Origin of the sequence: Salinivibrio sp. IB868, assembly GCF_001995655.1 — a bacterium.
Classification (GTDB): Bacteria; Pseudomonadota; Gammaproteobacteria; order Enterobacterales; family Vibrionaceae; genus Salinivibrio; species Salinivibrio siamensis.
Map to the genome: position 1 here is coordinate 237067 of NZ_MUEW01000003.1, position 18191 is coordinate 255257.

General features: G+C 50.9%; 21 protein-coding genes and 1 pseudogene. 13 read left to right on the forward strand and 9 right to left on the reverse strand.

From position 1 onward, the window contains the following. The first annotated feature begins 7 nt into the window (after positions 1–7). On the forward strand, positions 8–799 hold the full coding sequence (locus BZG20_RS04635; RefSeq protein ID WP_077578262.1) for a DUF1338 domain-containing protein: 792 nt from the start codon (positions 8–10) through the stop codon (positions 797–799). Positions 800–866: 67 nt separating this feature from the next. Here BZG20_RS04635 and BZG20_RS04640 read toward each other — a convergent pair whose 3' ends face one another. From BZG20_RS04640 to BZG20_RS04670, 7 genes are all read right to left on the reverse strand, one after another. Then, complete coding sequence (locus BZG20_RS04640) at positions 867–1733, reverse strand: ABC transporter substrate-binding protein (RefSeq protein WP_077578263.1); 867 nt, start codon at positions 1731–1733, stop codon at positions 867–869. A 130-nt stretch (positions 1734–1863) separates the two neighbouring features. Further along, on the reverse strand, positions 1864–2496 hold the full coding sequence (gene crp, locus BZG20_RS04645; protein WP_002535199.1) for a cAMP-activated global transcriptional regulator CRP: 633 nt from the start codon (positions 2494–2496) through the stop codon (positions 1864–1866). Between the two features lie 249 nt (positions 2497–2745). Next, positions 2746–3615 carry a phosphoribulokinase gene (locus BZG20_RS04650; RefSeq protein WP_046074773.1) on the reverse strand — a complete coding sequence of 290 codons (870 nt, stop codon included), beginning with the start codon at positions 3613–3615 and terminating at the stop codon, positions 2746–2748. Positions 3616–3671: 56 nt separating this feature from the next. Further along, a complete protein-coding gene (locus BZG20_RS04655) occupies positions 3672–3890 on the reverse strand; it encodes a YheU family protein (RefSeq protein WP_077578264.1) in 219 nt (72 codons plus the stop codon). 108 nt (positions 3891–3998) lie between these two features. Further along, the gene (locus BZG20_RS04660) at positions 3999–5015 is read right to left on the reverse strand and encodes a hydrolase (protein WP_077578265.1); all 1017 of its coding nucleotides are present in this window, start codon (positions 5013–5015) and stop codon (positions 3999–4001) included. After that, positions 4999–5475, reverse strand: coding sequence for a TIGR02444 family protein (locus tag BZG20_RS04665; protein WP_108743415.1), 477 nt, complete (start codon positions 5473–5475; stop codon positions 4999–5001). Before BZG20_RS04665 ends, BZG20_RS04660 begins: the two co-directional genes overlap by 17 nt. Positions 5476–5483: 8 nt before the next feature. Next, positions 5484–7412 (reverse strand): ABC transporter ATP-binding protein, encoded by a 1929-nt coding sequence (locus BZG20_RS04670; protein ID WP_077578267.1) that lies wholly within the window; start codon positions 7410–7412, stop codon positions 5484–5486. Between the two features lie 197 nt (positions 7413–7609). On the opposite strand from BZG20_RS04670, the gene kefG reads away from it, so the two are divergent. From kefG to slyD, 4 genes and pseudogenes are all read left to right on the forward strand, one after another. Continuing rightward, the gene (kefG, locus tag BZG20_RS04675) at positions 7610–8191 is read left to right on the forward strand and encodes a glutathione-regulated potassium-efflux system ancillary protein KefG (protein WP_077578268.1); all 582 of its coding nucleotides are present in this window, start codon (positions 7610–7612) and stop codon (positions 8189–8191) included. Then, positions 8184–9983, forward strand: a complete 1800-nt coding sequence (gene kefB / locus BZG20_RS04680) for a glutathione-regulated potassium-efflux system protein KefB (RefSeq protein ID WP_077578269.1) — start codon at positions 8184–8186, stop codon at positions 9981–9983. The genes kefG and kefB overlap by 8 nt, the downstream gene beginning before the upstream one ends. Positions 9984–9992: 9 nt before the next feature. Next, positions 9993–10196, forward strand: a complete 204-nt coding sequence (locus BZG20_RS04685) for a YheV family putative zinc ribbon protein (RefSeq protein ID WP_046074780.1) — start codon at positions 9993–9995, stop codon at positions 10194–10196. A gap of 50 nt (positions 10197–10246) precedes the next feature. Then, positions 10247–10735 (forward strand): annotated as a pseudogene (gene slyD, locus BZG20_RS04690) (peptidylprolyl isomerase); the annotation flags it as partial. Between the two features lie 55 nt (positions 10736–10790). Here the strand turns inward: slyD and BZG20_RS04695 are convergent. Together BZG20_RS04695 and BZG20_RS04700 are read right to left on the reverse strand one after the other, a co-directional pair. Further along, positions 10791–11012: a SlyX family protein gene (locus BZG20_RS04695; protein WP_046074782.1), complete on the reverse strand. Its 222-nt coding sequence runs from the start codon at positions 11010–11012 to the stop codon at positions 10791–10793. Positions 11013–11024: 12 nt separating this feature from the next. Then, the gene (locus BZG20_RS04700; protein ID WP_172970010.1) at positions 11025–12011 is read right to left on the reverse strand and encodes a hypothetical protein; all 987 of its coding nucleotides are present in this window, start codon (positions 12009–12011) and stop codon (positions 11025–11027) included. 123 nt (positions 12012–12134) lie between these two features. Here BZG20_RS04700 and fkpA point away from each other — a divergent pair, with 123 nt between their 5' ends. The 8 genes from fkpA (at position 12135) to fusA (ending at position 18112) form a co-directional block, all read left to right on the forward strand. Then, the gene (gene fkpA / locus BZG20_RS04705; protein WP_046074783.1) at positions 12135–12917 is read left to right on the forward strand and encodes an FKBP-type peptidyl-prolyl cis-trans isomerase; all 783 of its coding nucleotides are present in this window, start codon (positions 12135–12137) and stop codon (positions 12915–12917) included. A 126-nt stretch (positions 12918–13043) separates the two neighbouring features. Beyond that, entirely contained in the window at positions 13044–13766 is a 723-nt protein-coding gene (locus tag BZG20_RS04710; protein ID WP_046074784.1) for a transcriptional regulator, read from the forward strand. Further along, the gene (gene tusD / locus BZG20_RS04715; protein WP_046074785.1) at positions 13763–14155 is read left to right on the forward strand and encodes a sulfurtransferase complex subunit TusD; all 393 of its coding nucleotides are present in this window, start codon (positions 13763–13765) and stop codon (positions 14153–14155) included. The genes BZG20_RS04710 and tusD overlap by 4 nt, the downstream gene beginning before the upstream one ends. A gap of 7 nt (positions 14156–14162) precedes the next feature. Continuing rightward, positions 14163–14519, forward strand: a complete 357-nt coding sequence (gene tusC, locus BZG20_RS04720; RefSeq protein ID WP_077578270.1) for a sulfurtransferase complex subunit TusC — start codon at positions 14163–14165, stop codon at positions 14517–14519. A gap of 10 nt (positions 14520–14529) precedes the next feature. Then, complete coding sequence (gene tusB / locus BZG20_RS04725; protein WP_158010016.1) at positions 14530–14820, forward strand: sulfurtransferase complex subunit TusB; 291 nt, start codon at positions 14530–14532, stop codon at positions 14818–14820. Between the two features lie 177 nt (positions 14821–14997). Further along, positions 14998–15372, forward strand: coding sequence for a 30S ribosomal protein S12 (rpsL, locus tag BZG20_RS04730; RefSeq protein WP_025673238.1), 375 nt, complete (start codon positions 14998–15000; stop codon positions 15370–15372). A 97-nt stretch (positions 15373–15469) separates the two neighbouring features. Further along, positions 15470–15940, forward strand: a complete 471-nt coding sequence (gene rpsG / locus BZG20_RS04735; protein WP_025673237.1) for a 30S ribosomal protein S7 — start codon at positions 15470–15472, stop codon at positions 15938–15940. A 75-nt stretch (positions 15941–16015) separates the two neighbouring features. Continuing rightward, a complete protein-coding gene (fusA, locus tag BZG20_RS04740; RefSeq protein WP_046074788.1) occupies positions 16016–18112 on the forward strand; it encodes an elongation factor G in 2097 nt (698 codons plus the stop codon). Positions 18113–18191: the final 79 nt, after the last annotated feature.

The window sequence follows — 18191 nt, forward strand, 5'->3', positions numbered from 1 at the left end:
GAGCAACATGGACAGTGGCCAAGCGTTATTCGACAAACTGTGGCAGGACTACATCAACCGCCTGTGCCCTTCGGCACATAAGGTGCATGCCTTATTAGAGGAAGGGCAACCTTTGATCAATGACCATATTGCCTTACGGACATTTGGTTTGCCTAAGGTTGGACTAAAGGTACTCGCGCGTCCATTTCTCGCCTTGGGGTATCAGCAAAAAGGTGACTATACCTTTGAAGCGAAAAAGCTCAAGGCTTGCCATTTTGAGCACCCCGATCCCTTGATGCCGAAAGTCTTTATCAGTGAGTTGATGGTCGAGCAATGCTCGCCCGCGCTTCAGGCGATTGTTGAGAAGCTGGTGGCACAAGTTGATGCGTCGTCACTTACAGGCAGCGATTTTCTCCATCAGGGCCGCCTATGGGATATTGATTGGGCAACCTATCAAACGCTTGCCGAAGAGAGTGAATATGCGTCTTGGGTGGCGGCACACGGTTATGGTGCGAACCATTTTACCGTGAGTGTGAATCAGCTGAATGCGCATGATGATTGCCTCTCGGTGAACAACCGATTGCGTGATAATGGCTTTGCGATTAACGAGTCAGGTGGGGAAGTCAAAGGGGATGCATCTGTGTATCTGGAGCAATCCTCCACCATGGCTGACCGCGTGCCCGTTACTTTCTCCGATTGCACGCAAACCATCCCGGGTGGCTTTTACGAGTTTGCTAAGCGGTATGTGTTGCCCAATGGTGAACTCTACCAAGGTTTTGTGGCTGCTTCGGCAGACAAAATCTTTGAAAGCACCCATTAGTGCGTCACACATTGCTTATCGACATCATGGGAAAAGGGAGCGTGTGATACGCTCCCTTTTTTATCGTCTATTGAGCCTCGATGTCGAGCCAAAACGTGTCTGGAATCGCTTGTGTTTCGTTGCTTAAATGCGGGTTGTCGACTCGGATGACAGTACGCTCACCAATGTTCGCCTTTTCAAAGGTTTCCTTAACTAAAGGCGCATTATTGAAAAACTCGATAAATGATCCGTCTTGATACGCCGCTTCAAAAGCGCCATTTAACATCTCGGCGACGTCAGCATGTTGCGGAGACACAAACAGGAACATTGGGAAGCGATAGATCAGCATCAGGTGTGGGTCAACTAACAGGTTACCGTATTGCGGCCGCTCGGCTAATTCACTAAAAGGCTCAATCAAGGCACGAGGGAAGAGATCGGCCCGGCCCGTATCAACCACTTTGAAAATGTTTTCAAAGCTCGATATTTCACGTACGCGAAATCCCGCTGAGTTAAGCACCTTGACGTCGGCCCAACCTTGTCCCTGAATCATAGTAAGAGACTGCAAGTCACTCGCGCTACTTATCTGAGCAAGTTGGGGCTCGGTGGCTTGGTTGGTAATAAACAGGCGGTGGCCGAGTAAGCCACGAAACACGGGATAGCGAACGGGGATCAATTCAGCTTCCAGTGTACGGTCGGCACCAAGCCAGTCGACGGTGAGCTTGCCTTGCTTGAGCATTTCCACCTTACGAGATTGAGAGCCAATTTGGCCGTCAAAGGCTTGTAAGGTAACAGATTCTCCCGACTTTTCGGCAAGAAACTCGATGAGCTCAATGGCATAGAGATCAAGCGCCGAGCCGGCGCGTGGCTCGGGGTGGACAATCGTCGTATTGGACGCAGCATGGACTGAAAACACAGAGAGCGCGAAGGCGGTGAGGGTAATCATGAGTTTTTTCATAAACGACACCTTGTTAATTTTATGTTAACCATGTCGTTTTGAGTGTAGAAGCAATCCGCGTGCTTGCCAGATAATGGAGATAAAAAAACCGACGCCAGGGCGTCGGTTGGTGATACAGAGAGCGGCGCGATTAGCGTGTGCCGTATACCACGATGGTTTTACCGTGTGCGGAAATGAGGTTTTGCTCTTCCAGCATTTTAAGGATACGTCCCACTGTTTCGCGTGAGCAGCCAACGATTTGGCCAATTTCCTGACGGGTGATCTTAATCTGCATACCATCAGGATGCGTCATGGCATCAGGCTGCTTCGCCAAGTTCAATAGGGTTTGCGCAATGCGCCCTGTGACGTCCAGGAAGGCAAGATCCCCCACCTTTTGGCTCGTTACCTGCAAGCGGCGCGCCATTTGTGAGGACAAGCGCATCAAGATATCAGGATTCACTTGGATAAGCTGGCGGAACTTTTTGAATGAAATTTCTGCCACTTCACACGGTGATTTGGCGCGTACCCAAGCAGTGCGCTCTTGGTCTTCTTCGAAAAGCCCGAGCTCACCGATGAAGTCACCTTGGTTAAGGTAAGACAGGATCATTTCCTTGCCTTCTTCATCTTTGATCAGTACGGCCACAGACCCTTTCACGATGTAATACAAGGTCTCCGCCTTTTCACCAGCATGGATAAGCGTGCTTTTCGACGGATACTTATGAATATGACAATGTGAAAGGAACCACTCGAGTGTAGGGTCTGTTTGAGGTTTTCCTGGAACCATATAACTTATTTCCTCTGCATGTGTTGCCCGGCAACAACGTCCTATCTTTGTCTGAGGGGTAACCCATCAGATCATTGCACAGAATACGAAGTCTGAACGCGGGCTACAAGCTCACTGTATGTTAACAAGAGTGTATCTTTTTTTGTTGGTGATTTCTTGATTTTGATCTAGGCCAACCGCCTAAAAAACTGGCAAAAACGTGGCTAAGATCACGGCTTGAGAAGTAATACATCATGAATGCGCTACGCCTCAGCCAATCTTGCCTTTTTCTATCAATTGCTGGATCAATGGACGTATGATCAATTCCATTGCAAAGCCCATTTTTCCTCCCGGCACCACTAAGGTGTTATGGCGCGACATAAACGACCCGGTGATCATTTGCAACAGATAAGGGAAGTCGACGTTTTTCATGCCACGAAAGCGGATCACCACAAAGCTTTCATCCAAAGACGGAATCCCTTTGGCATTTAATGGGTTTGAGGTATCTACCGTGGGAACGCGCTGAAAGTTGATATGGGTACGAGAAAACTGCGGGGTGATATAGTGCAGATAATCATCCATTGAGCGCACAATCGAGTCGGTCACCGCTTCACGAGAATGGCCTCTATCGCGCGTATCACGGACAAATTTTTGAATCCACTCTAAGTTGACGATGGGGACCATACCAATCAAGAGATCGACGTGCTGCGCAACGTTGACGTCACCGTCGACCACGCCGCCGTGCAACCCTTCGTAAAACAATACATTGGTATTGTCGGCCAAGTCTTGCCATGGCGTGAAGGTACCAGGCATTTGGTTATAGGGCACCGCTTCATCAAAGGTATGTAAGTAGCGGCGGTACTTCCCGGTGCCTTGGTCACCATACTCACGAAAAAACTGTTCCAGCCGAGGGAAGTCGTTGGCGGTGGGGCCAAAATAGCTGATATGTTTACCTTGCTCACGCGCTTTACGGATCTCGACGTCCATTTCGGGACGGGTAAAGCGATGAAAGCTGTCCCCTTCTAGCCAGGCCGCTTTGATGTTCATCATTTGGAACATCTTTCGGAAGGCTTCCGAGGTGGTGGTGGTGCCGGCCCCTGACGAGCCGGTGACCGCAATAATTGGATGTTTAGCCGACATGACGCGCCCTGTCATTCAGTCTGAATTTGTATCGCGATACGGCGAGTACTGCGATGCTAGGATCTGAGTGCTGCTTTACGACGAATATCCACTGTCTCGTGCAACTCAGAATACACAATCACGGCTTCTCCGGATTGCAGTTGTTGGCGAACGTCCTCCACTTTTTGTGCAAAGCTGACTTCTTGCTCACCATAATCGGTTCCTTCCCGTAACACAAAATGCTCAATTAAACCTGTGAGTGTCTCGTCGGGAATCGATTGCCATGGAACCATCATACTACATCACCTTTTATCGATCTCAGGATGGCATGCTAGGGTGCCTGATGTGAATGTTGTGAATTGGCTCGCATTTTACCCGATCATTCCGCGTAATGCAGTGGTTCTCTACGCTTTCTTGATCGTGCGCGTGTCACTCACACGATCCGAATGAGGTGATGGTACGGGTAGATAAGTGGCAAGCCAGTGGGGGACGGCGTGCTCAAGCCAAAACTGTGGCTGTCGCCAACTACCGGCGACAAAGCCAACATGGCCGCCATGTTCAGTGAGTTGGTAATCAATGTTTGCGGGTAACGGGGACGTAGGGATCACCGCGTCGGTCATAAAAGGATCGTCTTTGGCATGAATAATCGCCAGTGGGGCCTTGATGGTGTCGAGCACCGATAAACCACTGCAGGCGCGATAATAGTGGAGGGCATCGTCAAAGCCATGAAGCGGAGCGGTGACGGTTTGGTCGAACTCGAACAGAGTGTTTATCGCCGGGCGCTCCCCCGCGTGCCATCGGCCTACTTGCTGATGCCGTGTGAGCTTTTCCGCTAGGATTTGTCGCATCGAGCGCAATAAATAGGCTTGATAAATACGGGAAAAGCCTTGCTGGATACGCATCGAGCAGGCGGCAAGGTCAAGTGGCGGCGACACGGCGCAGCCACAGGCCACGATGGGATCATCGTGATAGTCCGCCAGGTAGCGCACCAGCATATTTCCCCCCAAAGAGACCCCGACTGCGCCAATTTGACTCTCTGGATAGGTTTGACGCAAATGGGTTAAGAAGGCGCGTGCGTCCTGGGTTTCTCCCGAGTGATAGGTCCGCGCGGCACGATTGAGGCGGCCACTGCAGCTGCGAAAGTGCATCACCACGCCGCACCAACCTTGGCGTTGGAAGGCCGCGAGCAAGCCGTTGGCATACGGGCTGTCAAAACTGCCTGCTAAGCCATGGAATAAAACAACAATCGGCTGTCCAGGTTGCGGCTGATGCGTCCACGCCAGATCAACAAAATCGCCATCGGGCAGGTCAAATTGCTGCCAGCGAGGGGTGAAAAGCGGGGCACGACGCAGAAAGCGAGGCAACAAGGTTTGCAGGTGCGCATTCCGCGCGCTGGGAATGGGTTTAAACGGTGTCATCATGGTTGCTTCCCTGTTCCTCGGCGGGTGTCACCTTCAGTGATGTGTATAGGTTGCGTGCTGATGGTGACAACTGACGGCAATAGTAGGCGAGAGGAGAGGCGCTGTCCGTGAGCCAGGTTTGACGATTCAGGGCATCGACTAAATCTTGCTGTTGGAATTTTTCTAAGCTGAGCTCGAAGTTAAGCATTTTTTTATATTGCCCACTCCCGACACGCGGCTTGATGTCACGCCGTAAATGACGGTAAGCAATCAGTAAGTGCTCAGAGCGGCTCAATGCGTACTTCAGTTGTGTGAGGCTCTCGGGCGCAAGACCATAGCCGTGCTGTTCAATCCAGGCGAGTAATAAGGCAAGGTTGACGTTGCCTTGATGCTCGTCTTGGAGCCTGAGGCAAGCTTGCTTCACCTCTGGCTTGCCATAATGATGTAAACAAAACTGCCATAGGTCGGCGGGGTTCGCCATCCCAGGGGTTAGTTTTGATTGAATGTCGCCTCCAGGGCTTCCAGCTCTTCTTGTCGCTCCATCCATTCTTGTTCCACCTCTTCGAGCGTCGATTTGGCATCCGCTTGACGTTGCAATTGCGCCGTGAGTTGCGCCTTATTATCAGTGTGATAAATGTCAGGGTCCGCCAACTGATTTTCTGCGTCAGTGATAATGGCAGAGAGTTGCTCTATCTGTGTGTCGAGATTGTCAATTTTTTTCCGCAAAGGCGCGGTTTGCTTGCGTAACTCGGCATCGCGGCGTTTTTGCGCTTTGCGATCCATCTGTGTTTGTTGCGGCGCTGTTTTCTCCGCGGCCGCTTGTTTTTTGGTCTCGGCGCGATCGGCGCGCTGTTGATCGGTCAGCCAGCGATGATAATCGTTCAAGTCTCCATCAAAGGGTAGCACTGCGCCATTGTCGACCAAGTACAAATCATCGGTGGTGGCGCGCAGCAAAAAGCGATCGTGACTGACAATCACCATCGCGCCCTCGTAGGACTGTAAAGCGAGTGTCAGCGCTTGGCGCATATCCAAGTCCAGATGGTTGGTTGGCTCATCAAGTAACAATAAGTTCGGCTTTTGCCAGACCAGTAAGGCGAGCACAAGGCGGGCTTTTTCTCCGCCAGAGAAGGGGCCGATAGGCTCGAGCGCCTTGTCGCCTTGAAAGCCAAACCGGCCGAGAAAATCACGCAAGGTTTGCTCAGCGGTGGTGGGAGCCAACCGGTTTAAGTGCTGAAGTGGTGTATCGTCGATGCGTAACGTATCGAGTTGGTGTTGGGCAAAATAGCCAATTTTCACCCCTTGTGAATAGGTTAATTCGCCCGCCATGGCGGGTAAGCTGCCCGCGAGGAGTTTTATCAGGGTCGACTTACCCGCACCATTGCGCCCCAGTAAGCCAATGCGCGCCCCCGGCACCAGGTTAAGGCGAATGTTTTCAATAATGGGCGTCTTATCATAACCGGCCGCCACCTTGTCCATCATTAAAATGGGAGTGGGTAAGGCATCCGGTGTGAAGAAGGTAAAACTAAACGGATTATCGTATTGCGCGGGCAATACTTTCTCCATGCGCTCGAGCGCTTTAATCCGGCTTTGCGCTTGGCGGGCTTTGGTCGCTTTGTAGCGAAAGCGGTCAATGTACGATTGCATGTGGGCAATTTGCTTTTGTTGCTTTTCGTACTGCGCCTGTTGTTGGGCCAATTTTTGCGCGCGCATCTGCTCAAAGTCAGAATAATTACCGGTGTATTCATTAAGTTGTTGATGCTCAATATGAATAATCCGGTTGACGACAGGATCCAAAAAGTCCCGGTCGTGGGAGATCAACACCAAGGTGCCTGGGTATTGTTGTAACCATTTTTCCAGCCACATCACCGCATTGAGATCCAAGTGGTTGGTAGGCTCATCCAGCAACAATAGATCAGAGCGGCATAATAGCGCTTGTGCTAAGTTCAGTCGCATTCGCCAGCCCCCTGAGAATTGGGTGAGCGACCAGTGGACTTGGGGTTGGCTAAAGCCCAAACCATCAAGCAGACTCGCGGCGCGAGCTTCAATGGTGTAGCCACCAATGGCATCCAATTTGTCGTGTAACATCGCCACCGCGTTACCATCATCACGGGCTTCGGCGTCGCGTAGGGCTTGTTGGAGCTCGCGGTATTCGCTGTCGCCATCAATGACATATTCAAGGGCGCTTTTATCAAGTGCGGGGGTCTCTTGCGCTACCCAAGCCACTTGCCATTGGCTTGGGTAATCACAACGGCCGGCATCCAGGGATAATTGGTGGCGGAGCAAGGCAAACAGGCTAGATTTGCCACAGCCATTTTTGCCCACCAAGCCGACTTTATCGCCTGGTGAGATAGTGGCTGAAGTGTGGTCAAGCAGGGGCTTACCACCACGAAGCAGTTGAATGTCGGAGAAGCGAATCATGATTACTCAGTCTGTCTCGGGTTGATGGATGCGCATTGTTGCGCGGTCGTTATACCAGCTTGATACAGGGATTGCCAAATTCTACCGCGTCATCCTACTGGTCAGACACAGACGGGGCATATTTGTGTGTTAAAGTTAAAAACACGGAATAAATGAACAGATTGCGTTCTGACCATAATCATAAGACAAGGAAGCCTATGCCCCGAGATAAGGCTGAAAGCCCCTCTCTTCCCAAGGTACTGGTGATTTTTGCTCACCCCGACCCCGATGAATCCGTTGCTAATCGTCGTTTAATTGAGGCCATTACCCCGCTGACCCATGTCACCGTGCACGATATTTACGCTGCATACCCTGATTTTGTGGTGGACGTCCATCATGAGCGCGCGTTGGTCACTGACGCCGATGTGTTGGTCTTTCAGCATCCACTGCAAATGTATTCCTGTCCGGCGCTGTTAAAAGAGTGGATAGATGTGGTGCTAGGGAAAGGGTTTGCACATGGTCAAGGTGGGGATGCGTTGGCAGGTAAAACCTGTCGCTTTGTAGTGACCACCGGGGGGGCGGCCGAAGCGTTTAGCCAACAAGGTTACAATAAATATTCGATGGCCGAACTCTTGCAACCCTTTGAATTGACCGCCTCATTATGTCGGATGTATTGGATCCCACCGTTGGTCTTGCACTGGGCGCGTCGCGTTGGCGATGCCGATCGCGAGGCTTTTGCCGAGATTTATGCCGATTGGCTCGCCGATCCGCTGGTGCAACAAGGAGGAGAGGATGGATAACAACCTCTTATCGGTGGCTTTTGTCTTTTTATTGGCGGCGGTGATTGCGGTTCCGTTGGCGCAGCGCTTGGGCATGGGCTCTGTCCTTGGCTATTTGCTGGCAGGCATAGTGATCGGGCCCTGGGGGCTGGGCCTAGTCCGTGATGTGGATGCGATTCTCCATTTTGCGGAGTTCGGCGTGGTGCTGCTGCTTTTCCTGATTGGCTTGGAGTTGAACCCGAAAAAGTTGCTCCAGATGCGACGGCCGATTATCGGGCTTGGGGGCAGTCAGGTCGTGGTCACAGCGTTGTTTATCGGTGTGATTTGCGCATTGGCAGGCTTGACACTCTCGCAAGCGTTGGTGATTGGGGTCGGCTTGGCGCTTTCTTCAACCGCGATTGCGATGAAGATTATTGAAGATCAACGCCTGATGCGCAGCGAAACCGGGCAAGCGGGGTTTGCGGTCTTACTCTTCCAAGACATTGCGGTGATCCCGATGCTCGCGATGATCCCTGCGCTTGCCGGTGGCAGCGCTGGCAGTTGGCTCGACGTATTATGGATGTTTGTTGGCATCGGTATCTTGCTGGTGGGCGGTCATTTCTTGCTGCGCCCACTGTTTCGTCTAGTGGCTATGAGCGGTGTTACCGAGCTATTTACAGTGACCTCGTTGGCCTTGGTGATAGGGATTGCCCTCTCCATGCAAGCGTTAGGGTTATCAATGGCGCTAGGTGCTTTTCTTGCTGGGGTACTGCTGGCTGAAAGTGAATACCGGCATGAATTAGAAACCGCGATTGAGCCTTTTAAAGGTTTGTTGCTCGGGCTGTTCTTTATTGCGGTGGGAATGACCGTTGACCTTGGTTTATTGCTCGACTATCCACTGGCCATTCTGGGAGCGGTTGCGGCGTTAATTTTGGTGAAGACCTTGCTGCTTTATGGCTTAGCGCGTGCCTTCGGGGTCGTACCGAAAGCGCGTAGTCAAATGGCGGTATTACTCAGCCAAGGGGGAGAATTTGCGTTTGTCATTTTCAATGCGGCGCGTAACCAGGGTTTGCTTGACCAAGAGTTAAACGCGTTTTTGTTGGTGGTGGTCAGCTTGTCGATGATGACCACGCCTTTAATGCTGACGCTTCAACAACGCTGGTTTGCCCGCACGTTCAACGAGCCAGAGGAGGCGCCGCCCCAAGGACAGTTTGAGCAAGCTGATGCGCGCGTGATCATTGCCGGTTTTGGTCGCTTTGGTCAGGTGGTGGGCCGGTTGATGTTCGCCAATAAAATTGGGGTGACCATATTAGAACGTGATCCGACGCAAATTAAGCTGCTACGTCGCTTTGGCTATGAAGTGTATTATGGCGATGCAACTCAGCTCGATTTATTACGGGCGGCAGGGGCGCATACCGCTGAAGCGATTGTGATTTGTACTGATTCGCCTGATGAGGTGATGGAAATTGTTGATCTTTGTGCGCGCCATTTCCCTAACCTTAAAGTAATGGCGCGGGCAAGGAGCCGTGTAGAGGCTTATCAATTGATGGCGCAGGGCGTGGATCAATTCTCGCGTGAAACCTTTTTGGGGGCGCTTGAGCTCGGGAGACAGACGCTAGAGTCACTGGGTATGCATCCGTACAAAGCCAAGCGAGCCGAAATTCTATTTCGTAAGTTGGATATGCGGGTATTGCAAGATCTATTGCCGCAACACAGCGAAGACTTGGCCACGGCTTCTCGAGTGAAAGAAGCGCGCAAAGAATTAGAAGAAATTTTTGACCGAGAAATGCGCGGTGATAGTGAGCGGCACCAAAGTTGGAACCGAGATGAGTAAGGTGTTGAAGTGAAAAAACGTTTCATTGCTGGGGCTGCTTGCCCAGCGTGCCAACAGCTCGATACGTTACGAGTATGGCGCGAAAATAATATTGACAAAGTAGAATGTGTCAGCTGCGATTATCATGATAGTCGGTTGCCTGATTCGGCACAACAGTCACACTCTGGTGCCGAGTCAGCAGAGAATGTCATTGGGATCTTTAAACCGGAGTAGGGGATCCGTTATCATCGGCAATCCATTTACCTTCCGGTCTCGGAGCGAGCATGAAAATTGCAAAAGATGTGGTAGTCAGCCTGGCTTACCAAGTAAAAAATGAAGATGGTGCACTTGTTGACGAATCAACAGCACAAGAGCCTCTCCAATACCTGCACGGTCATCGTAACCTGATTGTAGGTCTTGAGAACGCGCTGGAAGGCCGCGAAAAAGGTGAGAGCTTTGACGTGACTGTAGGCCCAGACGAAGCTTATGGTGACTACCAAGAAGCCATGGTACAACGCGTACCTGCTAACGTATTCCAAGGCGTAGACCAAGTAGAAGTGGGCATGCGCTTTATGGCAGAAACGGACCAAGGCCAAATCCCAGTTGAAGTGACTGAAGTTGATGGTGAAGAAGTGGTGGTTGACGCTAACCACATGCTAGCCGGTCAAACCCTGTCTTTCTCTGTGGAAGTGGTTGACGTTCGCGAAGCGACAGAAGAGGAAGTGTCTCACGGTCATATTCACCAAGACGGTGAAAGCTGTGGTCACGACCACTAAGACGGTATCCGTCTGTGGTGAATGAAAGGCGCCGAATGGCGCCTTTTTCGTATCAGTAGTGTGGTGGCGGGGTTTCTTCTGCTTGGCTGGCAATGTTTTCCGGCTCTATGTTTTTTAACTTACTGACTAAGTATTGAATTTGCACTGTCATACGCTCAATATCCCCCTGCTGCTGGGTTAACGCGCTGTTGAGCTGCTCGATGGTGTCTTCTTGAAAAGCGACCTTATATTCCAGATCGTCGATTTGCTGCTGTAACTTATCAATCTCGCTCATACTGCTCTCTCGCTATTGCGCGTCGGTTAACCAAGCTTGGGCGATACCGGCGGATGTTCCGGAAATCACTCGCCCGGTGGGGTCGATAGCCACATCATACACGACTGCGCTCGGCGGGCGAGTGTCTGGTTGTGCCAAGGCTTGCCAGCGGCCGATGTTTTCACCGCTTTGTACGTCCCATAACTCGACCCGCTGTGAAGGCGTGCCCGTCGCCAACTGACGGCCATCATCGGAAAAACGGGCACTGGCGTAAATGGCTTGGCGAGCGAAAATATCTAACTCACTCACCTTCTCGCCACTGGGTAAAGCCCAAATCACGGCGCGGTTGCCGCCATCAGAGACGAACGCGTATTGCCCGTCACGATGCAGGGCCACTTGCTTAACCCGTTGATCATAGGCGAAGTCGTTGATAATTTGTCCCGACTCGGTATCCCAAAAGTAGGCATGATGGTCATTACCGCCTGACAGGACGTAAGCACCATTGGGGGAAATCGCGACCGCATTGACTTTATCGCGATGCGCTAGGAACTCTAGGCGCCTCCCCGTGCCTAAGTCGATGAATAATGCTTTGCCGTTAGACATGGCAAGCACCAGCTTTTCACCATTGTTGCTGATCGCAGCATCGCGAATGATGCCGTCAGAAATGGACCAAAGTCCCTGAGACTGGCTCCAAGCCAGGTCCCAAACGGCAAAGTTTTGTGCCGTTGCGGTGATAGCGTAGCGTTTATTATCGGAAATATGGCTGACCACGACGGGGTTCGCATTGGGGTCTTGCGGCCCCAGCTCCGCCAACTGCTGATTGGTGACAAGGTCCCACAGCACAATATCGGTCTCGTCCGAGGCGAGTAGGGCAAATCGCCCGTCTCGACTCAGGCTAAAGCTGGTGGCGCCCTCAGGGTGGATTGACCAGCGCTGGGCTTCTTTGCCAGACTGCCAACAGCCGAACAGGGTGCTTAAAACAATAAAAATGCCAACAATGTGGCGGATTTTGGGCATCATACTTGAGTTCCAGTGTGTGCAGCCATATAACCACGAGTATATGGATAGAAACAGGCTTTCGCATGGTTGATGCGTCAGTAAATACAATACGAGGATTAATCCTTACCATCAACGGAGTACCCAATGAAATCAGTAATGAAGATGTCGCTACTCGCGGCAACCGTTGCCTTTGCCGTCGGCTGTCAGCAAGAAGACGCAAAAGTAGAGCAAACTAACCAAGCGGCTGAAAAAGCCGAAGCAGCGTTTGCGAACGAAGACGACAAAGCAGCCTACGCGATTGGCGCTTCTTTGGCACAATACCTCAACGCCAATTTGGAGCAGCAGGCCGAGATTGGTCTCGAGCTGGATAAAGAGGTGGTATTGCAAGGGGTGCAAGACGTCTTTCAAGGTGAGTCAAAGTTAACTGATGAGCAAGCACAAGCGGCACTGCAATCGCTTGATCAGCGTGTGACCAAGCTTGCGCAGCAACAAGCGAAAGAAAAGGCAGAAGCCGCCATCGCTGACGGTGAAAAATACCGCACTGAGTTCGCGCAGAAAGAAGGCGTAAAGGAAACTGACTCTGGGCTGTTGTACAAAGTCGATAGCATGGGTGATGGCGAGAAGCCATCAGCTGAAGACACCGTCGTGGTGCATTATAAAGGTACTCTGACTGACGGTACGCAATTTGATAGCTCGTACGAGCGTGGTGAACCTGCGACGTTCCCGCTTAATCGTGTGATCCCAGGTTGGACTGAAGGGGTGCAGCTGATGCCTGTAGGCTCTAAGTTCACCTTTGTTGTGCCGCCAGAGTTGGCTTATGGCGACCAAGACACCGCATCGATCCCGGCTAATTCAACCTTGGTGTTTGATGTTGAGTTACTTGAAATTAAAGACGATAGCAACAAAGAAGCGGCCAGCGAAGGCTAAATCACCCCGTCTTGTCGTATAGCATTCGCCCCGGCCTAGCCGGGGCTTTTTACATTTTTCAGCGTGAATTCTGTTAAACTGAGCGCAGAACAAAAAAGAGACATGGTCGAATAAGGATAGGCGTACGTGGTACCGACAGAGGGTTTTGGCGCGAACATTATGACGGAAAGTGAGCTCATTGAGCCCAATCCACTCAACCAACAAGACAGCATTATATTGCAGTCATATTCGGCTGTGGTTGATGGGCTAGCAGCCTTGATTGGTGAGCACTGTGAAATCGTGCTGCATGCATTAGACGATTTAAATAAGTCTGCAATAAAAATTGCCAATGGCGAGAACACCGGGCGCCAGGTAGGCTCGCCCATCACTGATTTAGCGTTGCGTATGCTACGTGATATCGAAGGGTCCGAGCGCAACTTTTCTCGCGCTTACTTTACGCGTGCGAAAAGTGGCACCTTGATGAAATCAATCACGGTGGCCATTCGCAATGGAGACAATCGCATCATTGGGCTGTTATGTATCAATATCAATTTAGATGCCCCTTTTTCTCAGGTACTGCAAGCCTTCATCCCCGACGACCAAGCTAAACAAGCGGCCTCATCGGTTAACTTTGCCAGTGATGTTGACGAGCTGGTGGATCAAACGGTCGAGCGTACCGTTGAAGAAGTGAACGCCGATAAAAGCGTGTCTAACAATACCAAAAACCGCCAGATAGTGATGGCGCTCTATGATAAAGGCATTTTTGATATCAAGGATGCCATTAATCGGGTCGCGGCTCGGCTGAATATCTCTAAACATACGGTGTACCTTTACGTCAGACAACGTAAAACCGAAGAGGCTGAGTCATGAGTTTGCAGTATGTGTTAGTGGTGACTGAGCCGGCTTATGGGTCACAGATGGCACGTACCGCGTATCAGTTTGCCTGTGCGGCGATTGAAGCAGGACATCAGGTCAGTAAGGTGTTCTTTTATCAAGACGGCGTGTTAAACGGCATGGCGACCACGGTGCCTGCCAACGATGAGTTTGATATGGTGACAGCATGGCAAACCCTCGCGCGAGATCATCAGGTGCAACTGGAAACGTGCGTGGCGGCGGCGCTGCGCCGTGGTGTGATCAGTGATCAGGAAGCGACACAACATGAGTTAGCGCAAAGCACCTTGGCCGCGGGGTTTTCACAAGCGGGGCTCGGAGCGCTAGCGGAAGCTTTATTGACCGCAGACCGCGTGATGCAGTTTTAAGGGGGATGTGATGCAAATAGGGTTTGTTTTTTCCTCGGCGCCTCACGGTCGCGCGAGTGGTCGAGAAGGGCTTGATGCGCTGCTTGCCGCGTCCGCCTTTTGTGACAACCTTGCGGTGTTTTTTATCGGCGACGGTGTCTTTCAATTACTTGAAGGGCAGCAACCGAGCCACATTTTGAGCCGCGACTATATTGCCAGTTTTAAAATGCTCCCTTTGTGTGATGTCGAAGCGATTTATGTCTGTCAGGCCTCGTTGACCGCACGAGGACTTGAGCAAGCCTCGACTGTGCTGCCAACTCAAGCGTTATCCGTCGAGCAAATCAAAACGCAGCTGTCAGGCTGCGATCGCATTTTGCATTTTTAAGGAGAAGGCCGTGCTGCACCTGGTCAAACACTCACCATACAGCCGTCAAGCCTTGGCACAGTGCTTAGACTACGCGCCGTCAAACAGTGCGATTGTCTTGATCAGCGATGCCGTCGTCGCCGGGATGGCGGGGAGCGAGTGGGCAACCCGATTGTTTACCGAGACTCATGCTGTTTATTTGCTCAAAGATGATGTGGACGCACGAGGGCTAGGCGATACATTACACCCTCGTGCTGAGCTGATTGATATGCATCAATTGGTCGATTTGAGTGCTGAACATGTCACGCAAATGACATGGTAATCGGCTAGTCTTTGTCGTGTGTGAAAATCCCCCGCGTGTTGTTCGAAAAACAAACAATGCAAAGATCTCTGTATAAATCTTGACACCCCATACCCCGACGCCTAAAATTTCGCGTCCCTGTTGTATTGGGGCTAGATTTTTCACACTTATACGTTAAGTAATATCAGGAGCTATTTAATGGCAACTATTAACCAGCTGGTCCGCAAGCCACGCTTGAAGCAAGTTGCGAAAAGCAACGTGCCTGCGTTGGAAGCGTGTCCACAAAAACGTGGTGTATGTACTCGTGTTTACACCACTACTCCAAAGAAACCAAACTCTGCACTGCGTAAAGTATGCCGTGTACGTTTGACCAATGGCTTTGAAGTCACCTCTTACATTGGTGGTGAAGGCCACAACCTGCAAGAGCACAGTGTTGTGCTTATCCGCGGCGGTCGTGTTAAAGACTTGCCGGGTGTGCGTTACCACACTGTTCGTGGCGCACTAGACTGTGCAGGCGTTAACGGCCGTAAACAAGGTCGTTCTAAGTACGGTGTGAAGCGTCCTAAGTCTTAATGGATTCCGTTAAGTAAGGCCAAACACTCAAACAATTGAATTTTGAAAAAACTGAAAAGTTTTGGATAAAACCTGAAGAAGACAACGGAGATAATCCATGCCACGTCGTCGCGTAATTGGTCAGCGTAAAATTCTTCCAGATCCTAAGTTCGGATCAGAATTGCTGGCAAAATTTGTAAACATCCTGATGGTTGACGGTAAGAAGTCAACTGCTGAAAAAATCGTTTATGGTGCACTAGACATCATGGCTGAGCGTTCTGGTAAAGAGCACTTGGCTGTATTCGAACAAGCTCTTGAAAACGTACGCCCAGCGGTCGAGGTTAAATCTCGCCGTGTAGGTGGTTCAACTTACCAAGTGCCAGTAGAAGTACGTCCTGTACGTCGTAACGCACTGGCTATGCGTTGGTTGGTTGAAGCCGCTCGTAAGCGTGGTGAAAAATCTATGGCTCAGCGCCTAGCAAGCGAGATGCTAGACGCGTCAGAAAACAAAGGTACTGCTGTTAAGAAACGTGAAGACGTTCACCGTATGGCAGACGCGAACAAAGCGTTCGCACATTACCGCTGGTAATGCCTTCATGGCGTGTCCCATTCGGGGCACGCCAAACCCATTTTCTAAGGTTAACCTTAGCAAGAGGATACTATTGTGGCTCGTAAAACCCCTATCGAGCGCTACCGTAACATCGGTATTTGTGCTCACGTAGACGCCGGTAAAACCACGACTACCGAGCGGATCCTGTTCTACACAGGTCTGTCACACAAAATCGGTGAGGTACACGACGGCGCCGCTACCATGGACTGGATGTCGCAAGAGCAGGAGCGTGGTATCACCATCACCTCAGCCGCGACCACGACTTTCTGGGCCGGTTCTGATCAGCAGTTCAAACAACACCGCGTAAACATCATCGACACCCCTGGACACGTTGACTTCACTATCGAAGTTGAGCGTTCTTTGCGTGTGCTTGATGGTGCGGTAGTTGTATTCTGTGGTTCATCAGGTGTTGAGCCTCAGTCTGAGACCGTATGGCGTCAGGCTGACAAATACGAAGTACCGCGTATGGTATTCGTGAACAAGATGGACCGTGCGGGTGCCGATTACCTGCGCGTGGTTGATCAAATCAAAAACCGTCTTGGCGCACATCCTGTGCCAATTCACTTGAACATTGGTGCAGAAGACCAGTTCAAGGGCGTCATTGACCTGATCAAAATGAAAGCGATCAACTGGAACGAAGAAGACATGGGTATGACTTATACCTATGAAGAAATTCCAGACGATCTGAAAGAGCAAGCAGAAGAATGGCACAACTACCTGGTTGAGTCTGCTGCGGAAGCCTCTGAAGAGCTGATGGACAAGTACCTTGAAGAAGGTGAGTTGTCTGAAGAAGAAATCAAGACAGCGCTGCGTCAGCGTACGCTTGACAACGAAATCGTACTGGCAACCTGTGGTTCTGCGTTTAAGAACAAAGGCGTTCAGGCCGTACTGGATGCGGTTATCGAATACTTGCCTTCACCGATTGACGTTAAGTCAATCAAAGGTGAAGACGAAGACGGTAACCCAATCGAGCGTCATGCAGACGATAAAGAACCGTTTGCATCACTGGCATTTAAGATTGCAACCGACCCATTCGTGGGCACGTTGACCTTTATGCGTGTTTACTCAGGCGTGGTTAACTCTGGCGACACTGTCTATAACTCAGTGAAGCAAAAGCGTGAGCGTTTGGGCCGTATCGTACAGATGCACTCGAACAAGCGTGAAGAGATCAAAGAAATCCGTGCCGGTGACATCGCTGCTGCGGTTGGTCTGAAAGACGTGACCACGGGTGACACCCTATGTGCAATGGATTCAAAAGTAATCCTAGAGCGCATGGAGTTCCCAGATCCAGTTATCCAAATCGCGGTTGAGCCTAAGTCTAAAGCTGACCAAGAGAAAATGGGTATCGCGCTAGGTAAACTGGCGGCAGAAGATCCATCTTTCCGTGTTGAGTCTGACGAAGAGTCTGGCCAGACCCTGATTTCTGGTATGGGTGAGCTTCACCTAGACATCATCGTTGACCGTATGCGTCGCGAATTTAACGTTGAGTGTAACGTTGGTAAGCCTCAGGTAGCTTATCGCGAAACCATCCGTGGTAGCACCAAAGTTGAAGGTAAGTTCGTTAAGCAGTCTGGTGGTCGTGGTCAGTACGGTCACGTATGGCTGAAAATCGAACCATCAGAGCCAAACGAAGGTTTTGTCTTCGTTGACGAAATCGTTGGTGGTGTGGTTCCACGTGAATACATCAGCTCTGTTGCTAAAGGTATCGAAGAGCAGATGGCCAACGGTGTACTCGCTGGCTATCCGGTACTTGACGTTAAGGCAACCTTGTTCGATGGTTCTTACCACGATGTTGACTCTAACGAAATGGCGTTTAAGATCGCCGCATCAATGGCATTCAAGAAAGGTGCACACGACGCGCAGCCTGTTATGCTTGAGCCAATGATGAAGGTTGAAGTAACCACGCCAGAAGAGTGGATGGGTGACGTTGTCGGTGATTTGAACCGTCGTCGTGGCCTGATTGGTGGTATGGATGAAGGCCCAGCGGGTCTGAAGATCGTACGTGCCCAGGTTCCACTGTCTGAAATGTTCGGTTACGCTACTGACCTACGTAGTGCAACACAAGGCCGTGCATCTTACTCGATGGAATTCAGCGAGTATGGTGAAGTGCCTAAGAACATCGCTGACGCCCTGATCGCAGAGCGTAGCTAATTATTTTGGTCCAGATGCCGACATCATGGTCGGCATCAAACACTGACTTCTGAGTTACTAGGCCAAGCCCTTTAACTCA

Excerpts from the sequence above, each read along its gene's own strand:
- BZG20_RS04635 (WP_077578262.1), top strand. The coding sequence starts at position 8 with ATGGACAGTGGCCAAGCGTTATTCGACAAACTGTGGCAGGACTACATC.
- BZG20_RS04695 (WP_046074782.1), bottom strand. The coding sequence starts at position 11,012 with ATGAGCGAGATTGATAAGTTACAGCAGCAAATCGACGATCTGGAATAT.
- kefB (WP_077578269.1), top strand. The coding sequence starts at position 8,184 with ATGGATAACAACCTCTTATCGGTGGCTTTTGTCTTTTTATTGGCGGCG.
- crp (WP_002535199.1), bottom strand. The coding sequence starts at position 2,496 with ATGGTTCCAGGAAAACCTCAAACAGACCCTACACTCGAGTGGTTCCTT.
- BZG20_RS04650 (WP_046074773.1), bottom strand. The coding sequence starts at position 3,615 with ATGTCGGCTAAACATCCAATTATTGCGGTCACCGGCTCGTCAGGGGCC.
- kefG (WP_077578268.1), top strand. The coding sequence starts at position 7,610 with ATGCCCCGAGATAAGGCTGAAAGCCCCTCTCTTCCCAAGGTACTGGTG.
- BZG20_RS04655 (WP_077578264.1), bottom strand. The coding sequence starts at position 3,890 with ATGATGGTTCCATGGCAATCGATTCCCGACGAGACACTCACAGGTTTA.
- BZG20_RS04665 (WP_108743415.1), bottom strand. The coding sequence starts at position 5,475 with ATGGCGAACCCCGCCGACCTATGGCAGTTTTGTTTACATCATTATGGC.
- BZG20_RS04670 (WP_077578267.1), bottom strand. The coding sequence starts at position 7,412 with ATGATTCGCTTCTCCGACATTCAACTGCTTCGTGGTGGTAAGCCCCTG.
- fkpA (WP_046074783.1), top strand. The coding sequence starts at position 12,135 with ATGAAATCAGTAATGAAGATGTCGCTACTCGCGGCAACCGTTGCCTTT.
- rpsG (WP_025673237.1), top strand. The coding sequence starts at position 15,470 with ATGCCACGTCGTCGCGTAATTGGTCAGCGTAAAATTCTTCCAGATCCT.
- BZG20_RS04640 (WP_077578263.1), bottom strand. The coding sequence starts at position 1,733 with ATGAAAAAACTCATGATTACCCTCACCGCCTTCGCGCTCTCTGTGTTT.
- BZG20_RS04660 (WP_077578265.1), bottom strand. The coding sequence starts at position 5,015 with ATGATGACACCGTTTAAACCCATTCCCAGCGCGCGGAATGCGCACCTG.
- BZG20_RS04700 (WP_172970010.1), bottom strand. The coding sequence starts at position 12,011 with ATGATGCCCAAAATCCGCCACATTGTTGGCATTTTTATTGTTTTAAGC.
- rpsL (WP_025673238.1), top strand. The coding sequence starts at position 14,998 with ATGGCAACTATTAACCAGCTGGTCCGCAAGCCACGCTTGAAGCAAGTT.
- tusD (WP_046074785.1), top strand. The coding sequence starts at position 13,763 with ATGAGTTTGCAGTATGTGTTAGTGGTGACTGAGCCGGCTTATGGGTCA.